At 70.4% G+C, this 21,842-nt stretch carries 16 protein-coding genes; 7 read left to right on the top strand and 9 right to left on the bottom strand.

The window, feature by feature from the left end; translation table 11 throughout:
* Positions 1-66: 66 nt before the first annotated feature.
* Positions 67-678, bottom strand: a complete 612-nt coding sequence (locus tag AB0G10_RS21530) for a helix-turn-helix domain-containing protein (protein ID WP_360924228.1) — start codon at positions 676-678, stop codon at positions 67-69.
* A 122-nt stretch (positions 679-800) separates the two neighbouring features.
* Here AB0G10_RS21530 and AB0G10_RS21525 point away from each other — a divergent pair, with 122 nt between their 5' ends.
* On the top strand, positions 801-3,017 hold the full coding sequence (locus AB0G10_RS21525) for a glycoside hydrolase family 3 C-terminal domain-containing protein (protein ID WP_360924225.1): 2,217 nt from the start codon (positions 801-803) through the stop codon (positions 3,015-3,017).
* 360 nt (positions 3,018-3,377) lie between these two features.
* Here the strand turns inward: AB0G10_RS21525 and AB0G10_RS21520 are convergent, their stop codons facing one another.
* The gene (locus tag AB0G10_RS21520; protein ID WP_360924222.1) at positions 3,378-3,752 is read right to left on the bottom strand and encodes a response regulator; all 375 of its coding nucleotides are present in this window, start codon (positions 3,750-3,752) and stop codon (positions 3,378-3,380) included.
* 150 nt (positions 3,753-3,902) lie between these two features.
* On the opposite strand from AB0G10_RS21520, the gene AB0G10_RS21515 reads away from it, so the two are divergent.
* The 3 genes from AB0G10_RS21515 to AB0G10_RS21505 all read left to right on the top strand — a co-directional run bounded on the left by AB0G10_RS21515 (position 3,903) and on the right by AB0G10_RS21505 (position 6,549).
* Positions 3,903-4,220 carry a hypothetical protein gene (locus AB0G10_RS21515; protein ID WP_360924220.1) on the top strand — a complete coding sequence of 106 codons (318 nt, stop codon included), beginning with the start codon at positions 3,903-3,905 and terminating at the stop codon, positions 4,218-4,220.
* A 116-nt stretch (positions 4,221-4,336) separates the two neighbouring features.
* Positions 4,337-6,130, top strand: a complete 1,794-nt coding sequence (locus AB0G10_RS21510) for an anthranilate synthase family protein (RefSeq protein WP_360924217.1) — start codon at positions 4,337-4,339, stop codon at positions 6,128-6,130.
* A 149-nt stretch (positions 6,131-6,279) separates the two neighbouring features.
* Positions 6,280-6,549 (top strand): hypothetical protein, encoded by a 270-nt coding sequence (locus AB0G10_RS21505; RefSeq protein ID WP_360924214.1) that lies wholly within the window; start codon positions 6,280-6,282, stop codon positions 6,547-6,549.
* 45 nt (positions 6,550-6,594) lie between these two features.
* Here the strand turns inward: AB0G10_RS21505 and AB0G10_RS21500 are convergent, their stop codons facing one another.
* The 3 genes from AB0G10_RS21500 to AB0G10_RS21490 form a co-directional block, all read right to left on the bottom strand.
* On the bottom strand, positions 6,595-7,782 hold the full coding sequence (locus AB0G10_RS21500) for a hypothetical protein (protein ID WP_360924211.1): 1,188 nt from the start codon (positions 7,780-7,782) through the stop codon (positions 6,595-6,597).
* Positions 7,769-8,302, bottom strand: coding sequence for a SigE family RNA polymerase sigma factor (locus tag AB0G10_RS21495; protein WP_360924208.1), 534 nt, complete (start codon positions 8,300-8,302; stop codon positions 7,769-7,771). The genes AB0G10_RS21500 and AB0G10_RS21495 overlap by 14 nt, the downstream gene beginning before the upstream one ends.
* Before the next feature lie 138 nt (positions 8,303-8,440).
* The gene (locus AB0G10_RS21490) at positions 8,441-11,044 is read right to left on the bottom strand and encodes a glucosidase (protein ID WP_360924205.1); all 2,604 of its coding nucleotides are present in this window, start codon (positions 11,042-11,044) and stop codon (positions 8,441-8,443) included.
* Between the two features lie 174 nt (positions 11,045-11,218).
* Between AB0G10_RS21490 and AB0G10_RS21485 the strand changes: the two genes are divergently transcribed.
* Positions 11,219-11,713 (top strand): NUDIX domain-containing protein, encoded by a 495-nt coding sequence (locus AB0G10_RS21485; RefSeq protein ID WP_360924203.1) that lies wholly within the window; start codon positions 11,219-11,221, stop codon positions 11,711-11,713.
* Between the two features lie 207 nt (positions 11,714-11,920).
* On the opposite strand, the gene AB0G10_RS21480 is transcribed toward AB0G10_RS21485, so the two are convergent.
* Both AB0G10_RS21480 and AB0G10_RS21475 read right to left on the bottom strand, forming a co-directional pair.
* Entirely contained in the window at positions 11,921-12,598 is a 678-nt protein-coding gene (locus AB0G10_RS21480) for a response regulator transcription factor (RefSeq protein ID WP_360924200.1), read from the bottom strand.
* A 101-nt stretch (positions 12,599-12,699) separates the two neighbouring features.
* Positions 12,700-13,809, bottom strand: a complete 1,110-nt coding sequence (locus AB0G10_RS21475; RefSeq protein WP_360924197.1) for a histidine kinase — start codon at positions 13,807-13,809, stop codon at positions 12,700-12,702.
* A 733-nt stretch (positions 13,810-14,542) separates the two neighbouring features.
* On the opposite strand from AB0G10_RS21475, the gene AB0G10_RS21470 reads away from it, so the two are divergent.
* Both AB0G10_RS21470 and AB0G10_RS21465 read left to right on the top strand, forming a co-directional pair.
* On the top strand, positions 14,543-14,962 hold the full coding sequence (locus AB0G10_RS21470) for a DUF1707 domain-containing protein (protein ID WP_360924194.1): 420 nt from the start codon (positions 14,543-14,545) through the stop codon (positions 14,960-14,962).
* A gap of 586 nt (positions 14,963-15,548) precedes the next feature.
* Complete coding sequence (locus tag AB0G10_RS21465; protein ID WP_360924192.1) at positions 15,549-16,370, top strand: metal-dependent hydrolase; 822 nt, start codon at positions 15,549-15,551, stop codon at positions 16,368-16,370.
* A 115-nt stretch (positions 16,371-16,485) separates the two neighbouring features.
* Here the strand turns inward: AB0G10_RS21465 and metH are convergent, their stop codons facing one another.
* Together metH and AB0G10_RS21455 are read right to left on the bottom strand one after the other, a co-directional pair.
* Positions 16,486-20,091: a methionine synthase gene (gene metH / locus AB0G10_RS21460; RefSeq protein ID WP_360924189.1), complete on the bottom strand. Its 3,606-nt coding sequence runs from the start codon at positions 20,089-20,091 to the stop codon at positions 16,486-16,488.
* A gap of 116 nt (positions 20,092-20,207) precedes the next feature.
* Positions 20,208-21,839, bottom strand: a complete 1,632-nt coding sequence (locus AB0G10_RS21455) for a bifunctional 3'-5' exonuclease/DNA polymerase (protein ID WP_360924186.1) — start codon at positions 21,837-21,839, stop codon at positions 20,208-20,210.
* Positions 21,840-21,842 lie beyond the last annotated feature (3 nt).

The following is a 21,842-nucleotide window of genomic DNA, read 5'->3' as shown; positions in this document are numbered from 1 at the left end:
ATTTCCATGGGTACGAGGTCAGAGCGCGGCTTCATGGGTACGAGGTCGGGGCGCGGCTTCCACGGGTCAGAGCGCGTCGAAGAGCCGGGTGGCGGCGCGTTCCCAGGCGGCGACCAGATCGGTCGAGGCGGGGTCGCGCAGCCACTGGATCTGCAGGCCGTCCATCATCGCGATGACCTGACCGGCCAGCTCGAACCGGGCCGCGTCGTCGCCCGGCGCGAGGCTCGCCAGCATCTCCCGGGTGTTGCGCTGGCGCTCCCGGAAGTAGCGGTGGGCCGGGTGCCCGGGCGCCAGCGACTCGGCCTCCAGCACGGCGAACAGCCGGACGATCTCCGGCTGGCCGGCGTTGCGGCGGACCAGCGCGGCGCACACCTGCCGCAGGGTGATCCCGGCGCCCTCGGCCCAGAGCTGGTCGACCCGGACCTCGAGCTCCGCCGCGAGCGTCGCGGCGTCGGTCTCGTCACGGTGTTCGAGCACCGCGATCAGCAGGTTGTCCTTCGAGCCGACGTGGTGCAGCAGGCCGGGGACGGTCAGCCCGCAGCCGTCCGCGACGTCCTGCATCGACAGGCCCCAGAAACCGCGCTCGGCGATCAGCCCGGTGGTCACCTCGATGATCTGCCGGCGCCGCTCGGCGGCCGGCAGCCGTGCCCGCTCTCGGCGGATGGGCTGGGTTTTCACAGCGTCTTTCCTATCAGCCACCCCTTGCCCCGCCCGTCCGGACGGGGCTATGTTTCGGGACAGTTAATACCTAGTAGGTACTCAGTAGCAAGCCATTCCCGCAGGCGAAGAGGGGTTCCGCCATGTCCTCCGAGTTCAGCACCGCCGAGCAGGCGGCCGTCACCAGCGGCAGCGACTTCTGGCACACGACCGCCGTGGAGGCCGCCGGCGTGCCCTCCGTGACGGTGACCGACGGCCCGCACGGCGTCCGCATGCAGGCCGGCGAGGACCTGCTCGCCGGCGTACCGGCCACCTGCTTCCCGCCCGCCGTCGCGAGCGCCTCCACCTGGGACCCCGGCCTGCTGCGGCGGATGGGCGAGGCCCTCGGCGACGAGTGCCGGGCACAGGACGTCGCGGTGCTGCTCGGCCCGGGCGTGAACCTGAAGCGCAGCCCGCTCGGCGGCCGCAACTTCGAATACTTCTCCGAGGACCCGATCCTCACCGGCGTGCTCGCCACCGAGTGGGTGCGCGGCCTGCAGAGCAGGGGCGTCGGCGCGTCGCTGAAGCACTTCGCGGTGAACAGCCAGGAGACCGACCGGATGCGGGTCAGCGCCGACGTCGACGAGCGCACCCTGCGGGAGATCTACCTGCGCGCCTTCCAGCGGGTGGTCACGAAGTCCCAGCCGTGGACCGTCATGTGCGCCTACAACAAGATCAACGGGACGTACGCGAGCGAACATCACTGGCTGCTCACCGAGGTGCTGCGCGACGAATGGGGCTTCGAGGGCCTGGTCGTCTCCGACTGGGGCGCCGTCGTCGACCGGGTCACGTCGATCGCGGCCGGCCTCGACCTGACGATGCCGGGCCCAGACGCCGAAGGCGACGCCGCACTGGTCGACGCCGTCGAGGCGGGCCGGCTCGACCCGGCGCTTCTCGGGGCGGCCGCTTCCCGCGTACGGAAGGTGGTGGAGAAGGCCGGGAAGCGACCGGCCGGAACCTACGACGCTGCCGCGCACCACGCCCTGGCCCGGGAGATCGCCGGAAGGGCGATCGTCCTGCTGAAGAACGAGGGCGGCCTGCTCCCGCTGCCCGGATCCGGAGTGTCCATCGCGGTGCTCGGCGAGTTCGCCCGCACCCCGCGCTACCAGGGCGGCGGCAGCTCGCAGATCACCCCGACGCGGCTCGACGACGCGCTCACCCAGATCCAGTCGTCGACCAGCGCGGCCGTCACGTTCGCCCCCGGCTACACCGTGGACGGCGCCGAACCCGACGAGGCGCTGATCGCCCAGGCCGTCACCGCCGCGCAGGCCGCCGACATCGCGGTCGTCTTCGCCGGCAGCGTGCACGAGACCGAGGGCGCCGACCGCGAGTCCCTCGACCTCCCGGCGTCACACCGCGCCCTCATCGAGCGGGTCGCCGCCGCCAACCCTCGTACCGTCGTGGTCCTCTCCAACGGCGCCGTCCTCGCCACCACGCCGTGGGACTCCGCCGTGCCCGCCCTCATCGAGGGCTGGCTGCTCGGCCAGGCCGGCGGCAGCGCCATCGCCGACGTGCTGTTCGGCCGGGTCAACCCGTCCGGCCGGCTCGCCGAGACCATCCCGGTGAAGCTCGCCGACCACCCGTCCTTCCTCGACTTCCCCGGCGAGAACGGGCACGTCCGCTACGGCGAGGGCATCCACATCGGCTACCGCGGCTTCGACGCCCGCGAGACTCCGGTCGCCTACCCGTTCGGGTTCGGCCTGTCCTACACGACCTTCGCCTACGGCACGGCGAACGCCACCGCCACGGCCACCGGCGTCGAGATCCGCGTCCCGGTCACCAACACCGGCGGGCGGGAAGGCCGCGAAGTCGTCCAGGCCTACGTGTCCCTCCCCGGCTCGCGGGTGAGCCGGGCGCCGCGCGAACTGAAGGCCTTCGCCACCGTCGACCTCGCCGCCGGCCAGACCGCCGAAGTCCTGCTCACCATCGACCGGGACGACCTCGCCTACTGGGAGACCCGGCTCGGCCGCTGGGTCGTCGAAGGCGGCGCCTACCTGGTGTCCGTCGGCGCCTCCTCCCGCGACATCCGCTCCGAGGTGACCGTCGACGTCGCCGCCGACGACGCCCGCGTCCCGCTCACCGCCGAATCCAGCGTCGGCGAGTGGTTCGCCGACCCGCGCGGCGCCGAACTCCTCGGCGCCGCCTTCGCCGAGGCCACGGCCGCGGCCGGCGCCGACGCGGGCCCGATGGCCGCGATGGCCGCCGACCCGGCCATGATGATGATGCTGGGCAGCCTGCCGCTGAGCCGGATGGCTAAGTTCCCGGGCAGTCCACTACGCGCCGACCAGCTGGACAAGCTGGTGGCCGCGGCGAACGGCTGAGCCCGGCGCGCGTTCTTCCCCCTCTCCCCCTCCCCTCCCCCTCGATCTTGTGAAGTTCCGCAGGGACGGGCCTGCACGATTCCACAAGATCGGGGGGAGGCGGGCGCGGGAAGGTCCGCACCCCCACCCCTCCCCTCGATCTTGTGAAGCTCCACAGAGACTGCCCCGCACCGCTCCACAAGATCGAGGGGGCACCGGCACCGGCGCGGGGAGTTCGGCGAACGGGGGGAGAAGTTCGAAGACCACGTGGTACGGGAGTGCGACCAGCCCGATCCGGCCGCACCACAAGTTGGCGATCATGTGGCGGTGCTTGGAACGGATGAGCGGTACGGCACCTCGACCTGAGGCCGGGCGTGCCGGTCAGGCGCGGGCGCGGCTCAGCAGTGCCTGGATCCGGGAGACCAGCTCGCGCGGGCTGAAGGGCTTCGTCACGTAGTCGTCGGCGCCGGCGCTGAAGCCGCCCTCGACGTCCTGCTCCTGGACCCGCGCGGTCAGCATGATGATCAGCATGTCGGCGGTGCCGGGGTCGGCCCGGAGCATCCGGCAGACGTCGATCCCGGAGAGGCCGGGCATCGAGACGTCGAGCACGGCCAGGGTGGGGTGGTGCGCGCGGGCTGTCTCGACGGCGGCCTGCCCGTCCCCGACGGTGATGACCTCGAGCCCGGCCTGTTCCAGCTTGAACGCCACCAGATCGCGGATGTCGGCATCATCGTCGGCCACCAGGACCGTCGTCACAGCGATTCCCCCCTCGCCCCTTTTGACCGACCATATCGCGATATTTCGCAGCTCGGAGCCGAACGGGACGCAACCAAGCGGCAACCCCGGACGCACGGCCCTGCATCCTCCCGGCGTTTTCCTGGTTATCGACTCAGACGGGAGGAACCCATGAACGCAGTGCTCGACGACGTACGGTCGGAAGCGCTCTTCGCCTCGGACGTGCAGCGCTCACAGGAGCCGACGCCCGAGCTGATCCGCGCCGCCGTCGCCGCCATGGTGGACCGGCTCGGCGCGCTGGGCTGCGCCGAGCGGGTGGCCCAGGAGTTCGGCGAACACCCGGACTGCGCGCTCGACCGGATGCGGTGGGCCCGCACCGCCACCCGGATGGCGTTCGGTCAGCCGTACGAAAAAGGATCTGGCGCCGCAGGCGTGACGGACCGTAAGATTCCCACCATGCGCTCGCGAATGATGTGGTGGCCCGCCTGACAGGCGGCCCCATTCCCGCGCGCTCGACCAGCTACCGCGGCCGCCTCCACCGAGGCGGCCGTTTTTTCGTGGGCCGGTCCTCGGCCCGGCGGCCCTCGCCCAGGAACGAGGACCCCATGCCATTCGCTCTCCTCCACCGCGACGGCGCCGACCACGTCGAAGTGCTGACCGGCGACGTCGTCACGGTGGACACGCTCGCCGCCATCCCGCTGCGGCCCGGGCAGCCGGTGCTCGCGGTGATCCCCTATCGGCAGGTGGCCGAGCGCGGTTTCGACTGCGTCGACGACGGGGCGCCGCTGGAGTGCCTGCTGGTGCGGTCCCGGCACCTCGAGAGGAGAGAGGCCTTCCCGCCCGGCGACCTGACCGTCCGCGACGGCGGTTTCGACATCGGCGACGACGAGTACGGCGCGATCGTCGAACGGGTGCTGGACGAGGAGATCGGGCGCGGCGAGGGCGCGAACTTCGTGATCCACCGGACCTACACCGGGACCATCGACGGCGATCCCCTGGAGGCCGCCCGGGCCGCCTTCGGCCGCCTGCTCGCCTCCGAGCAGGGGACCTACTGGACGTTCCTGGTGGACACCGGCAACCGGATCCTGGTCGGCGCCACCCCGGAACGGCACGTCAGCGTCGCCGACGGCATCACCATGATGAATCCGATCAGCGGCACCTTCCGCAACGGCTCCGGCTCGCTGCTCGACTTCCTCCGCGATCCCAAGGAGATCGAGGAGCTCTACATGGTCCTCGACGAGGAACTGAAGATGATGGCGACGGTGGCCGAGCACGGCGGCCAGGTCGCCGGCCCCTACCTCAAGGAGATGGCCCACCTCACGCACACCGAGTACCTGCTGGCCGGGCGCGGCTCCCTGGACGTCCGCGACGTGCTCCGGGAGACCATGTTCGCCCCGACCGTGACCGGCAGCCCGATCGAGAACGCCTTCCGCGTCATCGCCCGCCACGAGCAGCGCGGCCGCCGCTACTACGCCGGTGTGCTGGCCCTGCTCGACCACGACGAGACCGGCCGGCAGACGCTCGACGCGCCCATCCTCATCCGCACCGCCGAGATCACTCCGGACGGTGTGCTGCGGATTCCGGTCGGCGCCACGCTCGTCCGGCATTCCACGCCGGCCGGCGAGATCGCCGAGACCCACACCAAGGCGGCGGGCATTCTGAGTGCTTTCACGTGCGCTTCCTCTTCGGTACGGGGGACCGGACGGTCCCCGGAGACGGACGCGTTGCTGGCCGCCCGCAACGACGACCTGGCCCGCTTCTGGCTCGACTCGCGGTCGCCCGGCGCCCTGGAGGTCCCGGAGCTGACCGGCCGCACCGCGGTGATCGTCGACGGCGAGGACACCTTCACCGCGATGCTGGCGCACCAGCTGAAGGCGCTCGGCCTCCGCGTCTCGGTCGTCCCGTGGTCCGCCGAGGTCCCGCCCGCCGACCTCGTGGTGGTGGGCCCCGGCCCCGGCGACCCCGGCGACCCGGCCGACCCGAAGATGGCCGCCCTGCACGCGCTGGTCCGCTCGCTGCTGGCGTCCGGCCGGCCGTTCTTCACGGTCTGCCTGGGACAGCAGATCCTCGCCTCGGTGCTGGGCCTCCCCCTGCACCGCCGCGACTCGCCCTATCAGGGCCTGGCCCGGGAGGTGGACGTCTTCGGCGTCACCCGCCGCGTCGGCTTCTATTCGAGTTTCGCGGCGGTGGCCCCGGCCGCTCTCGTCACGACCCCGCACGGCCCGGTCGAGCTGGCCGCCGACCCGGAGGACGGCCTGGTCCACGCGCTGCGCGGGACCCGTTTCGCGGGCGTCCAGTTCCACCCGGAGTCGGTCCTGAGCCGGGACGGCGTCGACGTCCTCCGATCTCTTCTGCCTCCGTTGCTGACCGAAGCGATTAGCCCGTTCGTGAACGGGTAGCGAAAAGAGCACCGGTGGTCCAAGGCGATCGAGAGCCTCTCCTTGGACCACCGGCCTCTTTGTCATCCCACCGGCTGGTTTGCCCCGGGGGGCCAGCGGGAAAATCGGTCGGCGTCGCACCAGGAGCACGACCGGGCAAGGAGAGAGCCTTGGCTGAGCCGCACATCACCCTCGACCCGAATTCATTGACCCCGGTGGAAGAGAAACTGCGCGGTCCGCTCGAGGATCAGCTCAGTTCCGCCCTTCAGGCCGCCACGGTCAAGATCGAGCAAACGTACGCGGGAGAGAGCGTCGAGCAGGTCACGAGCATGCTCCTCGAACAGTCGAGGGCGGGCCTGCACCCCGATATCGCCGCGGGATTCAACCCCGACCACGAGCAGTTGCGCCACGTGGCCGAGGCGATCGTCGCGAGGGCATAGAAACGGCCGGGCTCGTCAGAGCCCGGCCGTCTCAGGGAACAGCTGTCACTTCAGGGCGTCGGCCGCGTTCGCCCAGGTCGAGTCGTCCTTGACGTTCTTGAGCGTCAGACCCTCGAGGATCTTGGTCATCTCGCCGTCGGAGAGCCGGCCGTCGCTCGCCACCTGGATGCTGGTCTTGCCGTCCTCGCTGCGGTGCGTACAGAAACCGTTGCCGCACTTGATCGTCGTGTTGCCGGTCGTCTGGTTCGAGTTCGACTGCGGCACCACGAAGATCTCGAAGCTGCCCGGGAGGCTCGCGCCGTCCACCCCGCCGTACGGCTCGACCAGGCCGGTCGTGGCCGGCGCCGGGTTCGCGAAGATCGCGCCGCCGTAGTCGCCGCCCCGGGCGCCGGCGATGCCGTTCAGGCCCGAGATGGCGTGCGAGCCGAGCTCGACCGGCTGGTATCCGGCCGGCACGTAGTCGAGCGTGAACGGCAGGGTCGCCGGCTCGGCCTTCGACGGCTTCAGACCGGAGACGATCTTCTGGAGTTCCGCGTCGGACGGGTCCTCCTCGGAGTTGGAGTGCGCCTCCAGGACCGCCCACGCGTCCGCCTCGTACTGCCAGGCGAGCGTCCGGCGGGTCATGCCGCCGTTGCCGGGGCCGCCGACCTGGTACGCCTCCCTACCGTCCACGGTCAGCTTCGTGGCGCCGGTCAGCTTGGCCGGGTCGTACGCGCCGGGCCGGTAGACGACCAGGTAGGCGTAGATGGTCGGCTTCTCGGGGACGGCCTCGCCCCTCATCTTCTTGTTGAGGTTCTCCTCCATCTCGGCCACCTCCTCCTCGGTGGCCGCCCGGTCGTTCGAGGTCCGGCCGTCGAGGTAGACCGACGCGATCTGGTACGACGTCGACGCCACGATCGGGTCGGCGACGTGCCAGCGGCCGGCGTCGAAGGCCTTGAACGTGAACTGGAACGGGTCGGCGGGGAACTCCCACGTCGCCGCCTCGGCCTTGTTCGCGGTGGCGACCGACGGAGCGGCAGCCGGCGGGAGCGTGCTCTGCTCCGTACCCCCGAAAATCGACGGAACCGTGACCGCCGCACTCACCGCGACCACGGCGAGCGCCGCGCCCGCGCCCGCGAAGCCGGCCCGGCGGCGGCGCTGAGCCCGCCGCCCCTTGCCGACGATGTCGTCGATCGTGTTCCCATCCGGCGGCGCGTCCGACGTCGCCAGATCCACCACCTCATGCAACCGCACGGGACAACTCCTCGATATCCGCGACCTGCAGGTCGATTCTCTCGGCTGCCAGAACCTCACGCAGGCGTCCCAGCCCGCGCGACGTCTGGCTCTTGGCGGTGCCGACGGAGACCCCCAGAACCCCCGCCGTCTCCTCGAGGGTCATCCCGAGGTAGTAGCGCAGGATCAGAGCGGCCCGCTGCTTGCGCGGCACGGACCGCAGGGCGATCTGAACCCGGAGCCGCTCGTCGGTGGCCGCCGCCGGGTCGCGCAGGGCGACGTCGGGGATCTCGTCACCGGCGGAACGTTCCCGGCGCCACGGCCGGCGGGTCTCGTCGACCGCCGCCCGGTACACCATCGTCTTGGCGTACAGGTCCGGCCGGTCGAGCTTGCGCCAGCGCGGATACAGCTTGGCCAGGGCGGTGGCGACGGCATCCTCGGCCGTGTGCCAGTTACCGCAAGTCAGGTACGCCAGCTTGCGCAGCGGGCCCAATTGGGCCGCGACGAACTGGCGGAACCCTTCCTCTTCCTCGGCGTTCAAGATCGGCTACCTCCTTCGACGGAGGTGGAACGTTCAGAGCGGCTCAGAGGGTTGCACGGATTCTCAAATTGATTCCGAAGCAGTTCTCAGGCTGGTTCCGAAGCAGTTCTCAGGCTGGTTCCGGTGCAGATCTTCAGGCTAGTTCCGGTGCAGGTCGAAGATCAGGTCTACGACCAAGGCGGTCCAGCCGGTCTGGTGCCAGGCGCCGAGGCCCGCGCCGTTGTCGCCGTGGAAGTACTCCGGGAAGCAGATCAGGTCCTTCCAGTCCGGATGGGTCTGGAACAGCTCGGTCGCCCCGTAGATGGGCCTTCTGCCGTCCTCGTCCCTCAGGAAGAGCGCGATCAGCCGCCGGGAGAGGTCGTCGGCGACCTCGGTGAGCGACACCTTCCGCTGCGAGCCGGTCGGGTACTCGACCTTCAGGTCGTCACCGTAGAACGCCGCGAACTCCCGCACCGCCTCGACGAGCAGGAAGTTGACCGGCATCCAGACCGGGCCGCGCCAGTTCGAATTGCCGCCGAACAGGCCGCTCGTGCTCTCGGCCGGCTCGTAGCCGACGGTGAAGTCGGAGCCGCCCAGCGAGACCGTGAACGGCTTCTCCAGGTGCGAGCGGGAGAGCGTGCGCAGGCCGTACGGTGAAAGGAACTCCTCCGGATCGAGCAGCCTCGCCAGAATCCGCAACAGCTGGTCCTGGCCCACCATGCTGAGCAGGCGCTGCTGGCGCCGGTCGGCGCCGCCCAGCCGGCGGGCGCTGATCACGTCGCCGTAGTCGCGCTGGGTGTGCAGCATCCAGCGGACCCGCGAGTTCAGCGACGGCAGCCGGTTGAGCGTCTCCGAGGTGAGCCGGGTGGTGGCCGCGAGCGGCAGCAGGCCGACGATCGAGCGGGCCTTGAGCGGGACCTTGTGGCCGTCCGGCAGGCGCAGCACGTCGTAGAAGAAGCTGTCCTCGTCGTCCCAGAGCCCCTGCCGGTACGCGGCCTCGGCGATGTACGTGAAGTGCTCGAAGAACTTGGTCGCCATGTCCTCGTACGCCCGGTCGTGCAGCGCCAGGATGATCGCCATGTCGAGCAGGTTGAGGGCGTACATCGCCATCCAGCCCGTGCCGTCGGACTGTTCGAGCACGCCGGCGACCGGCAGCGCCGCCGACCTGTCGAACGGGCCGACGTTGTCCAGGCCGAGGAATCCGCCCTCGAAGACGTTGTTGCCGCCGACGTCCTTGCGGTTCACCCACCAGGTGAAGTTGAGCAGCAGCTTGTGCATGATCCGCGACAGGAAGTCGTGGTCGCGGGAGCCGTCGATCTCGAAGACGCGCAGCGCCGCCCAGGCGTGCACCGGCGGGTTCACGTCGGCGAACGACCACTCGTACGCCGGGATCTGGCCGTTGGGGTGCATGTACCACTCGCGGAGCAGCAACAGCAGCTGGGACTTCGCGAAGCCGGGGTCCACGCGCGCGATGCTGACGCAGTGGAAGGCCAGGTCCCAAGCCGCGTACCAGGGGTACTCCCACGGATCCGGCATGCTGATCACGTCGAAGCTGTTCATGTGCCACCAGCCGTTGTTGCGCCCGTAGCGCCGGCCCGGTGGCGGCGGCGAGTTGGCCGGGTCGCCGACCAGCCACTGCTTCACGTCGAAGTGGTAGAACTGCTTGCCCCACATGAGGCCGGCGATCGCCTGGCGGGCGACGGCCTTCTCGTCCTCGGAGGCCTTCTCCGGGATGACGTCGTCGAAGAAGGCGTCGGCCTCGGTTTTGCGGGTTTGGATCACGGCTGCCCAGTCCTCGCCGAGGTCGAGTTTTGCGTCACTCTGAGCGAGCCGGAGCCTTATTACGCGGCTTTGTCCGGATTTAAGGGTTATTTCGTAATGTAGGGCGCCTTTGGTGCCGAAGCCCGCCGGGTTCACGGTCGGCATGTCGTGGATCAGGAAGTCGTTGATCCCGTCCTTCGGGTGCTGGCTGCGACCCGGCAGCCCCCACAGCCGCTGCGAGTTCGTCTCGTTGTCGCACATCAGCGCGGGCGGCTCCCCCTCGCCTTCGAGGGTGATGTGCTCCAGCGACTTGTGGGTGCCGGCGAGCCGGCCCGGGGTGCCCTCGATGACCGGGGCGCTGCGGTTCGGCAGCCCCCACGACCAGGTGTTGCGGAACCAGAGGGTGGGCAGCACGTGCAGGGTCGCCGTCTCCGGGCCGCGGTTGGCCACGGTGATCGCTATGCAGACGTCCGTCGGCGAGGCCTTCGCGTAGTCGACGGTCACCGCCCAGAACCGGTCGTGGTCGAAGACGCCGGTGTCGACCAGTTCGTACTCGCCCTCGTTGCGGGTGCGCTGACCGTTGACCCGGACCAGCTGGTCGTAGGGGAACTCGTCCTGCGGGTAGTGGTACCGCCAGCTCATCCACGAATGCGTGGGCGTGGAGTCCTGGTACCACCAGTAGTCCTTGGCGTCCTCGCCGTGGTTGCCGCCGTCGCCGCCGAGGCCGAACATCCGCTCCTTCAGGATCGGGTCCTTGCCGTTCCAGAGCGCGAGGGCGAAGCAGAACGTCTGCCGGTCGTCGCAGAGGCCGGCCATGCCGTCCTCATTCCAACGGTACGCACGGGAGCGCGCGTGATCATGCGGGAAGTAGTCCCACGCCGTGCCGTGCTCGCTGTAGTCCTCGCGAACCGTGCCCCAGGCGCGCTCGGCCAGGTAGGGACCCCAGGCGCGCCACGGTTGCTCGCCGGAGTCGGCCTGCGCCAGGCGATCGCGCTCCGACACTCGCCCTCTCCCCCCGAAAATTCGTCCTGAAGTCGATCACACTGAGACTGTCACGTAGATGTGTCAAGTGCCGGGGGTTTCCTGCCATGCCCGTCGTCTTCGGCCCCCGCGCCGCTTTCTCCCTACCCAGACCTCGGAGACACACTCCCCTCCTCGCGTCGTAGGGTCGGCGTCGTGCCCGCATCCGAATACGTGACCGGCCTCCGCGCCAAGGTCGGCTCCGGCCTCATCATGTTCCCGACCGTGACCGCGGTGGTGTTCAACGACCGCGGCGAGATCCTCCTGCACCAGCGCAGCGACAACGCCCGCTGGACCCTCGTCGCCGGCATCATGGACCCCGGCGAACAGCCCGCCGACGCGGTGGTCCGCGAGGTGGAGGAGGAAACCGCCGTCCAGATCAAGATCGAGCGCCTCGCCGGCATAGCCCTCCACGAGGTCACCTACCCGAACGGCGACCAGTGCCAGATGGTCAACACCTGGTTCCGCTGCCGATCCGTAGGCGGCGACGCCCGCGTGAACGACTCCGAGTCCCTCCAGGTCGGCTGGTTCCCGCTGGACGCCCTGCCCGACCTCAACCCGTATGCCCACCACCGCATCCGCACCGCCCTGCCCGAGGAGGCCCCACCCTGGTACGCCGAACCAGGAGCCGAAATGATCCCCGGCTGGTAGCCCGCCACCGCACAACCGCAGTCCCGTCGCCAGGCCGTGGCCGCTCGCCGCCGCGGCTTGTCGCCGCGCAGCCGCCACCCGGTCGCCGCGCAGCCGCCACCCGGTCGCCGCGCAGCCGCCACCCGGTCGCCGCGCAGCCGCTACCCGGTTGCCGCGCAGCCGCCGCTCGGCCGCCGGAGCCGCTCCACGCCTTGCGCCTCGGCCGGGTCAGCCGGTCAGCCAGCCCGGCTTGATCAGACCTCCCTCGTAGGCCAGCACCACCAACTGCGTCCGATCACGCGCGCCCAGCTTGATCATCGTCCGGCTCACGTGTGTCTTCGCCGTGGCCGGGCTGATCATCAAGCGTCCGGCGATCTCGTCGTTCGAGAGTCCTTCGGCTACCAGGATCATCACCTCCCGTTCCCGGTCGGTCAGCTGTTCGAGCTCGCGCGGCAGCTCCGGCGCACGCCCCTGCCCCGGCCCCGCCGCGAACTCACCGATCACCCGCCGCGTCACGCTCGGCGAGAGCAGTGCCTCGCCGTCCGCCACCACTCGAATGGCCCGCAGCAGTTCGAGCGGCTCGGTGTCCTTCACCAGAAATCCGGAGGCACCGGTGCGCAGCGCCTCGAACACGTACTCATCCAGCTCGAACGTCGTCAGGATCACCACCCGGGTCCCCGACATCTCCGGATCGGCAGCGATCCGCCGGGTCGCCTCGAGCCCATCCACACCGGGCATCCGGATGTCCATGAGCACCACGTCCGGATGCTTGTCACGTACGAGCCCCACCGCCTGCAGCCCGTCCGCCGCCTCCCCCACCACGGCGATGTCCGGCTCGGCGCCGAGCAGAGCCCGGAACCCCGCCCGCACCAGCGCCTGGTCGTCCGCCAGCACCACCGAGATCATGCGTCTCCTCCCGCAGGAAGTCCCACCGAGATCACGCTTCCCCTCCCGTGGGCAGCACCACCGAGATCACGCTGCGCCTCCCGTCGGCAGCACCACCGAGATCACGTTTCGCCTCCCGTCGGCAGCACCACCGAGACCAGGAAGCCTCCCTCGGCCGGCCGACCGGCCTCGAAGCGTCCGCCCAGACTCTCCGCCCGGGCCCTCATCCCCGCGATTCCGCTGCCCCGCTCCCCCACCTCGTCCACATCCGGCTTCGCGGGCGGACCGCCGTTGCGAATGGAGACGTGAAGCGTCGTCGGCAGGTAGTTGACGGTCACCTCGGCGTCCGGCGAGGGACCCGCATGGCGGCGTACGTTCGTCAGCGCCTCCTGCACGATGCGATAAGCCGCCCGGTCCACCTCGGCCGGCAACTCGCGCGCCTCCCCCTTGATCACCGTCCGGACCGGGATCCCGGCGTCGGCCGTCAGCTCCTCGAGCCGATTCAGGCCGAGGGCGGGCTGGCGAGGTGCGGCTTCGCCTTCCGTACGCAACACGCCCAGCACGGAGCGCACCTCCCGCAGGGCTTCGGAGCTGGCCGTCTTGATCGCGGTGAGGGCCTCCCGGGCCTGCTCGGGCCGGCTGTCCATCAGGTGCAGCCCGACTCCGGCCTGCACGTTGATCAGTGAAAGGTGATGTCCCAGCACGTCGTGGAGCTCACGGGCGATCCGCAGTCGCTCCTCGGAGGCCAGGCGGCGTTCCTGCTCGGCACGGGCGCGGGCCTGTTCTTCCCGCACCTTCGTGAAGGCGGCGACCTGTTCGGCGTAGGCCTTCGCCACCGCACCGGCGACCACCGACCCGGCCAGGCCCGCACCCAGGATCAGCGACTCACGCAGGCCGGGCGGAGTTCCCGGCAGGCCGACCCGGCCCATCACGACGAGGGTCACAAGGAGATAGGTGGCGTATCCGGCGCCCGCCGCGGCGAACGCCGTCCGGTGCCGCCCGCAGGAGGACAGCGCGAAGAGCGCGATGACCGGCGCCACCGCATAGGTCCAGTGCGGCGAGGCGATGGTCGCGAAAGCGATGGACGCGGCAGCCGCCACCCCGAACACCACGACCGGCGCCCGCCGCCGCCAGAACAGCGCGAGCGGCCCGATCAGCAGCAGCGCATAGACCAGCGCGTCGAGGTCGTGGTGCACAACGACGTCACGGACGCCGAGCACCTGGAACAGCACCGCACCGATGACCGCCCCGGCAGGCCAGTGCCCGTGCCGCCGAGACCGAGCCCACGGCGGCCGCGGCCAATCCCGCTGCCCCGGCCAATCATCCCGCCCGGGCCAATCATGCTGCCCAGACCGATCATGCTGCCCAGACCAATCATGCTGCCCAGACCAATCGTGGCGGCCCGACCGATCCCATCTGCTCGGCCCATCCCGCCGCCCCGGCCTATCCGGATGCTCCTGACTGCCCGGCCGATCCTGCCGACCTGATGATTCCGGTGAACCCGGTGGGTGCTGCTGATCCCGCCCGCCTGGCGGGTCCGGTGCATCCTCGCGGCTCGGCGGATCCGGCCGGCCGGGCCGGTCCCGGTCGTGCGGCCACGCCATGTGCAGTTGCCACTCTCGCGGCCAATCGCGCTGTCCGGACCGGCCGTCCCGGGCACGCGCTGCCCCGAACCGCCATGTCGAACCGCCCGGACGCTTCATGCAGCCGAACCTACGGCACCGGCCACGCCCGCCACATCGGCGCGTGGGCGGACCTGTGGATACCTCGTACGGCACACGCGGCGGCGGCCGCGTACTCCCCCAGGAGTACGCCGGCCCTCGTTTCCACAGGTTTTGCACTCCCGCAGGATGCGCCCGCTGAGGGACGCGCCGGGGCCCGCCGGCGAGGAGGCTGATGGCAGACGAGCGATCCGGCAAGCCAGCCGAGTCAGCGCTGGCGATACAGCAGCAAAGGAGGAGACCCATGCAACCCGGCACCCGGCTCCGCACCTCCGACACCGAACGAGAACAGGTCGCCGAGATTCTTCGTGCCGCCATGGCCGAGGGGCGCCTCGATCTGGCGGAAGGGGAGGAGCGGCTCGCTGCGACGTACGCGTCCAAATATCGCGACGAGCTCGCGCCGCTCACCGCGGATCTCCCCGACGGAGGCCGCGCCGCCCTGGCCCGGACGCCGAAGGCGCGGGCCGCGACGCGACGATCCCTGCGGCGGCACGGCAGCTTCATCCTGATCATCGCGGGAGTCCTGACCGGACTGTGGATGCTCTCGGGCGCCCAGTTCTTCTGGCCGGTCATCCCGATCGCGTTCCTGGTGATGGGGTTGATCCGGCATGCGCGCTACGGGCGGTATGAGTTCCGGTACAGCTACGCCCACGGCCGCTGCTGACCCCTACGCGGCCGGTGCCGGCGAGCCGCCCACCGACAGTCCACTACGGATGTACCGCCGAGCGGGCAGACCGGGCGCTCTGGCGGCCGCCGCGCGGGCCGCCAAGCAACGGCGGATAGGGCCGCCGCGAGAACGGCTGTCGCGTGGGCGTGCTGACCTGGCATGCGAGAAGTGAGATGGAGGGGGGTGAACCTGCCCGGGGACTGCCGAGTGTGCCGGTCGGGTGAGTCTGCCCAGCGCGCCTGGCACGTGGACTGACGCTGGCGCCCGGCGCGTGGCGCCCGGCGCGTGGCCCGTGGCGCGTGGCCCGTGGCCCGTGGCCCGTGGCGCGTGGCGCGTGGCGCGGGCGCGTGGCGCGGTGCGCGTGGCGCGGTGCGGGTGGCGCTCGGCGCGTGGCGGGGGTACTGACAAGGGTGACTGGCGCGCGTGGTCTGGTGAGTGGACTTGGTGGGCGACACTGTCCACAGGGGCCTAGCACGGGACTTGTCGAGTGGGCGACCACACGGCGACATGCCTGCGACGGTCGTTGATCTTCATGCCCTCCTCTGCCAGAGTGGCCGAGTTTGTTCGGGGAGGGACTAGACACATGATGGGTCCGTCGCACGCGCTTTCGGGCGCGGCCGCCTGGCTGGCGGGTAGCTGGGCGCTCGCTCAGTTCGCCGGCGTCAGTCAGACACCGCTCGAGGTGGCGGTCGGGACGGCGGTCTGCGCCGGTGGTGCGTTGCTGCCGGATCTGGACATGTCCGGCAAGGTCACCCGGAATCAGGGTGGTGCGACGGTGGCTCGGACGTTCGGGGTGGCGTCGCTGTTCGTGGCCGAGGTGGTCGAGAAGTTCTCGCTCGGCGTCTATACGGCCACGAAGCTGAGCCGGGATCCGCGGCGGGAGAACGGGCATCGGACGTTCACGCACACGCTGCCGTTCTGTGCGCTGATCGGGTGGGGTACCACGGCGCTAGCGACGGAGTACGGGAAGTGGGCGGTCGTCGGCATCGTCTTCTTCATGGCCGGCCTGGCGCTGCGCGGGCTGTTCGACGAGTGGGCCGAGCGCGCGGGATGGGTCATCGTCACGCTGGCGTCCGCGTTCATCGCCTGGTTCACCGCCGCGAACCTGCCCGGCGACCGGGGCTATCCGCTGCTGGGGCTGGCCGTGGCGGTCGGGTGTGTGGTCCATCTGTTCGGTGACATGATCACGAAGAACGGGGTGCCGATCCTCTGGCCGATACCTCTCAACCGTCGCATGTGGCGGATGATCGGTATTCCGAACAGCATGGCCGTCAAGGTGGGCGGCAAGGTGGAGGTGGTGGTGCTGCGCACCGCGTTCACCGTGATCTCGCTGCTGTCGATCGCCGGGCTGTTCATCCCGAGCGTGCTGGAGCGCCTCAACGAGGAGTTCTGGGCCAGCCGCTGACGAAGAAAAAGCCGACAAAGAAAAGGCCGACGAAAAAAGCCACTGACGAAGAAGAGCAGCAACAGAGACAGAAAAAGCGGGCCCGCCGGAACGGGCCCGCTTTTTGCGTGTGCGGTCAGTCGATGTTGTAGGCGAGGTTCGGGCGGAGCCAGCGCTCCACTTCGGAGACCGGGACGCCGCGGCGCTCGGCGTAGTCCTCGATCTGGTCCTTGCCGAGGCGGCCGACCGTGAAGTAGCGGGACTCCGGGTGGGCGAAGATCAGGCCGCTGACCGCCGCGGCCGGGGTCATCGCGTACGACTCGGTGAGGTGCACGCCGATCGCGTCGGTGCCGAGCAGCTTGAACAGGTCCTTCTTCTCGCTGTGATCCGGGCAGGCCGGGTAGCCGAGGGCAGGGCGGATGCCGCGGAACCGCTCGGCGTGCAGGTCGGCCAGGACCGGCTTGGCGTCCGGCTCGAACCAGTCGCGGCGTGCCTTCAGGTGCAGGTATTCGGCGAACGCCTCGGCGAGGCGGTCGGCGAGGGCCTTCACCATGATGGCGCGGTAGTCGTCGTGCTCGGCCTCGTACTTGCGGGCGAGCTCGTCGGCGCCGTGGATGGCGACCGCAAAACCCCCGAGATGATCACCGGCGGGGGCGATGTAGTCGGCGAGGCAGCGGTTCGCCCGGCCGGCCGGCTTCTCGGTCTGCTGGCGCAGCATCGGGAACGAGAAGCCGTTCGCCAGCTTGATGTCGTCGCCGTCCGACGAGGCAGGCCAGAAGCCGTACCGGCCGCGGGCCTGGAACGACCCCTCCGCGATGATCTGGTCGAGGAGCGTGTTGGCGTCGTCGAACAGCTCGCGGGCGACCGGCTGCTCGAGGATCGCCGGGTACTTGCCCTTGAGTTCCCAGGCGAGGAAGAGGAACTGCCAGTCGATCATCTGACGGAGTTCGGCGATGGTGGGGGCGACTTCCCGTACCCCGGTGAAGGCGGGCGTCGGCAGATCACCGAAGTCGACCGTCTCGCGGTTCGCCCGGGCCTGGGCCAGGGTGAGCAGCGGCTGCGAGTGGCGCTGCTCGTGCGCCACCCGGAGGCGTTCCTGCTCGGCCCGGTTGTCCCGGTCGAGGACCGAGGAGCGTTCCGGGTCGAGCAGGTTCGAGACGACGCCGACGACCCGGGAGGCGTCCAGCACGTGGACCGTCGGTCCGTCGTACGCCGGAGCGATCCGCACGGCCGTGTGCTGCTTCGACGTGGTGGCGCCGCCGATCAGCAGCGGCAGTTTGATGCCCCGGCGCTGCATCTCGGCGCCGACCGCGACCATCTCGTCCAGCGACGGCGTGATCAGGCCGGAGAGGCCGATCACGTCGGCGCCCTCGGCCACCGCGGTGTCCAGGATCTTCGCGGTCGGCACCATCACGCCGAGGTCGATCACCTCGTAGTTGTTGCAGCCCAGCACGACGCCGACGATGTTCTTGCCGATGTCGTGGACGTCGCCCTTCACCGTGGCGAGCACGACCTTGCCCTGGCCGCGGGCGCCCTCGGCCTTCTCCTTCTCCATGTACGGCAGGAGGTAGGCGACCGAGCGCTTCATGACCCGGGCGCTCTTGACCACCTGGGGCAGGAACATCTTGCCGGAGCCGAACAGGTCGCCGACCACGCCCATGCCGTCCATGAGCGGGCCCTCGATGACGTCGAGCGGGCGGGGCAGCTTCTGCCGGGCCTCCTCGGTGTCCGCCTCGATGAAGTCGACGATGCCGTGCACGAGGGCGTGCGACAGCCGCTCCTCGACCGGCGCCTCCCGCCAGGACAGGTCGATCTCGCGCTTCGCGCCGCTGCCGGTGACCGTGGAGGCGAAGGTGACCAGGCGGTCGGTGGCGTCCGGGCGGCGGTCGAAGAGCACGTCCTCGACGAGCTCCAGCAGGTCGGCCGGGATGTCCTGGTAGACGGCGAGCTGGCCGGCGTTGACGATGCCCATGTCCAGGCCGGCCTTGACGGCGTGGAAGAGGAACGCCGAGTGCATGGCCTCGCGGACCACGTCGTTGCCGCGGAACGCGAACGACAGGTTGGAGATGCCGCCGCTGGTCCGGGCGCCCGGGCAGCGCTCCTTGATCAGCGGGAGGGCGTCGATGAACGCCTTCGCGTAGCCGTTGTGCTCGGCGATGCCGGTCGCCACGGCGAGCACGTTGGGGTCGAAGATGATGTCGTTGGGGTCGAAACCGTCCTCGACGAGCAGGTCGTAGGCACGCGCGCAAATGGAGACCTTGCGTTCGACCGTGTCGGCCTGGCCCTCCTCGTCGAACGCCATGACGACCACGCCCGCACCGAAGTCGCGGATCCGCCGAGCCTGCGAAAGGAACTGGTCGGGCCCCTCCTTCAGGCTGATCGAGTTGACCACGCCCTTGCCCTGCACGCACTTGAGGCCGGCCTCGAGGACCGAGAACTTCGAGCTGTCGATCATGATCGGGATCCGGGCCACCTCGGGCTCGGTCGCGATCAGGTTCAGGAACGTGGTCATGGCGCGCTCGCTGTCGAGCAGGTCGGCGTCCATGTTCACGTCGAGCAGGTTGGCGCCACCGCGGACCTGCTCGAGCGCCACGTCGACGGCGGCCTGGTAGTCGTCGGCCTCGATGAGCCGGCGGAACTTGGCCGAGCCGGTCACGTTGGTCCGCTCGCCGATCATGACGAAGCCGGTGTCCGGGCCGATCGCGAACGGCTCCAGGCCGGAGAACCGGGTGGTCGGGGCCGGCGGGTCGATGGTGCGCGGCGCCAGGCCGGACACCGCCGACGCGATCGCGCCGATGTGCGCCGGGGTGGTGCCGCAGCAGCCGCCGACGATGTTGACGAGGCCATCCGTGGCGAAGCCCGCGACGAGCGCGCTGGTCTCGGCGGGGGTCTCGTCGTAGCCGCCGAACGCGTTGGGCAGGCCGGCGTTCGGGTGCGAGGCCACGTAGACGTCGGAGAGCCGGGCCAGCTCCTCCACGTGCGGGCGCATCTCGGCCGCGCCGAGCGAGCAGTTCACGCCGACGACCATGGGCTTCGCGCGCTCGATGGACCGCCAGAACGCCTCGACGGTCTGGCCCGAGAGGGTACGGCCGGAGAGGTCCACGATCGTCACCGAGATCCAGAGCGGCAGGTCCGGCGCGACCTCGCGGGCCGCCGCGACGGCCGCCTTGGCGTTCAGCGTGTCGAAGATCGTCTCGATCAGCAGCAGGTCGACGCCGCCCTCGGCGAGCGCCGCGATCTGCTCGGCGTACGTCGCCTTCACCTTGTCGAAGGTGACCGCGCGGTAGGCCGGGTCCTCGACCTTCGGCGACAGCGACAGGGTCACGTTCAGCGGGCCGATCGAGCCGGCCACGAACCGCCGCCGGCCGTCCCGCTCGGCGGCCTCGTCGGCGGCCTGCCGGGCCAGCCGGGCGCCCTGCACGTTCATCTCCCGGACCAGGTGCTCCAGGCCGTAGTCGGCCTGCGCGATGCTGGTCGCGGTGAACGTGTTCGTGGTGGTGATGTCGGCGCCGGCCGCGAGGTATTGCCGGTGGACGTCGAGGATGACGTCCGGCCGGGTCAGGATCAGCAGGTCGGGGTCGCCGGTGACGTCCTGCGGGTGGTCCGCCGGGATCAGCTCGTTGCGGTAGTCCGCCGGGGTGAGCTTGGCACCCTGGAGCATCGTGCCCCACGCGCCGTCGAGCACCAGGATCCGCTCGGCGAGCAGCTCGCGCAGGGTGGCGGTGGCGGGAGAAGAAGCCATGGGTACACCTCCGATATGAGTCGGAGGCGCCCTTGTTTCGGGTGGATCACCGGACGAGCGTGACGGGTGGCCCGCTGCAGCGCCTCTCGGCCGGAGAAACAACGATACCGACTTTCTCATTTCGCGTCGGCGTAGGCACCAACCACTGAGACGTCCAAGGGGAAACGCACCGCGGTGTCGCCGAAGAGCATCCGCCCGGCCCGGGCCGCGCACTCGTTCACCGCCTCGACGACGGCATCCGCCTCAGAAGAGGGGCAGTGCACCACCACCTCGTCGTGCACGAAGAGCACCAATTCGGCTGACATATCCGACAAGGCGGTCCGCAACAACGCCAGCAGCACCAGCGCCCACTCGGCCGCCGTCGCCTGAATCACGAAATTTCGGGTAAATCGCCCACGAGCACGCCCCGGCGGCGGCGCCACCTCATCAGGAGGCTCGAGCCCCGAGGCTCGGACAGACGAAGGTGGACAAGTCCGTCCTAGCCAAGATCTCACCAATCCCCCCATTTCACCCGTCCGGGCGGCCGCCTCCACGTAGTCGAACGCCACCGGATAGTGCCGCCGCAACACCGCCAGCGCCGGAAGAGCGTCCCCACCGGTCTGCCCGTACATCGCCCCGAGCAGCGCGATCTTTGCCTTGGCCCGGTCGCCGGCGAAGGAGTCGGCCGCGAGGGCCGCGTAGAGGTCGCCGGCGGCCGCGGCCCGGGCCAGCCGCTGGTCACCGGAGACCGCCGCGAGCACGCGGGGCTCCAGCTGACCGGCGTCGGCCACCACGAACTGCCAGCCCGGATCGGCGATCACGGCCCGGCGGACCACCTTGGGGACCTGGAGCGCGCCGCCGCCGCGGGTCGCCCAGCGGCCGGAGACGACGCCGCCGGGCACGTACTCCGGGCGGAACCGGCCGTCCCGCACCCACGCGTCGCACCAGGCCCAGCCGTGCGCCGTCCAGATCCGGTAGAGCTCCTTGAACTCCAGCAGCGGCGCCACGGCCGGATGGTCGACGCCGCGCAGCACCCAGCGGCGGGTGTTCGGCACCTGGACGCCGGCCCGGGCGAACGCCTTCACCACCTCGGCCGGCGAGTCGGGATGCAGGCCGTGCACGCCGAACGCCGCGTTGATCTCGGCGGTCAGCTCGGCGAGCCGCCGGGGCGGGCCGACCGGTTGCGGTGGACCGAGCAGCTCCCGGAGCAGCTCGTCGTGGACGTCGGCACGCCAGGGGAGGCCGGTGTGTCCCATCTCGGCGGCGATGAGCGCACCGGCCGACTCCGCGGCGACCAGCAACCGGAAACGGCCCGGATCATCGACCGCGGACTGACGAGCGTGCTGGGACCCGTACGCATCAATAAGGTCTTGAAGGTGAAAGGGGTGGGCCGAGGCGGTCTCGAAGAGCGCGGCCTGGGCGAACCCCGGCGGCTCGGCGTCGGGACGCGGCGGATCGGGCGGCACCGGGAGGCCGCGCGACCGGGCGAGCGCCGCGGCGACCCCCCGTGGCTCGCCCCAGCGCCCCGCATGCCCCAGCAGAAGAGCCTCGGTGAGCTCCAGATCGTGGCAGCGGGCCACCCGCACCCCGGCACGCAGCAGGGCCGGATAGATGTCGGCGGTCGACGCCCAGACCCAGCGTGGCTGGTCCGCGGCCTCCCGGGCGGCGATGGTCGCGGGCAGGTCGGCCACCTGGTGAGGTGGTCCGGCCGGCCCGCCGTCGGCACGCAGATCCTGCAGCCGACCGTCAGGGAGTACCGCTACCAGCACGCC

The sequence above is a fragment of the Actinoplanes sp. NPDC023714 genome (genome assembly GCF_040639855.1).
Lineage (GTDB): Bacteria > Actinomycetota > Actinomycetes > Mycobacteriales > Micromonosporaceae > Actinoplanes.
The sequence above is the reverse complement of the archived record's forward strand: the minus strand, read 5'-3'. Positions and strand labels throughout refer to the sequence as shown.

What these genes read in the sequence shown, in the direction of transcription:
- AB0G10_RS21470 (WP_360924194.1), top strand. Translation starts at nt 14,543, where the DNA reads ATGCAACCCGGCACCCGGCTCCGCACCTCCGACACCGAACGAGAACAG.
- AB0G10_RS21480 (WP_360924200.1), bottom strand. Translation starts at nt 12,598, where the DNA reads ATGATCTCGGTGGTGCTGGCGGACGACCAGGCGCTGGTGCGGGCGGGG.
- AB0G10_RS21525 (WP_360924225.1), top strand. Translation starts at nt 801, where the DNA reads ATGTCCTCCGAGTTCAGCACCGCCGAGCAGGCGGCCGTCACCAGCGGC.
- AB0G10_RS21510 (WP_360924217.1), top strand. Translation starts at nt 4,337, where the DNA reads ATGCCATTCGCTCTCCTCCACCGCGACGGCGCCGACCACGTCGAAGTG.
- AB0G10_RS21465 (WP_360924192.1), top strand. Translation starts at nt 15,549, where the DNA reads ATGATGGGTCCGTCGCACGCGCTTTCGGGCGCGGCCGCCTGGCTGGCG.
- metH (WP_360924189.1), bottom strand. Translation starts at nt 20,091, where the DNA reads ATGGCTTCTTCTCCCGCCACCGCCACCCTGCGCGAGCTGCTCGCCGAG.
- AB0G10_RS21515 (WP_360924220.1), top strand. Translation starts at nt 3,903, where the DNA reads ATGAACGCAGTGCTCGACGACGTACGGTCGGAAGCGCTCTTCGCCTCG.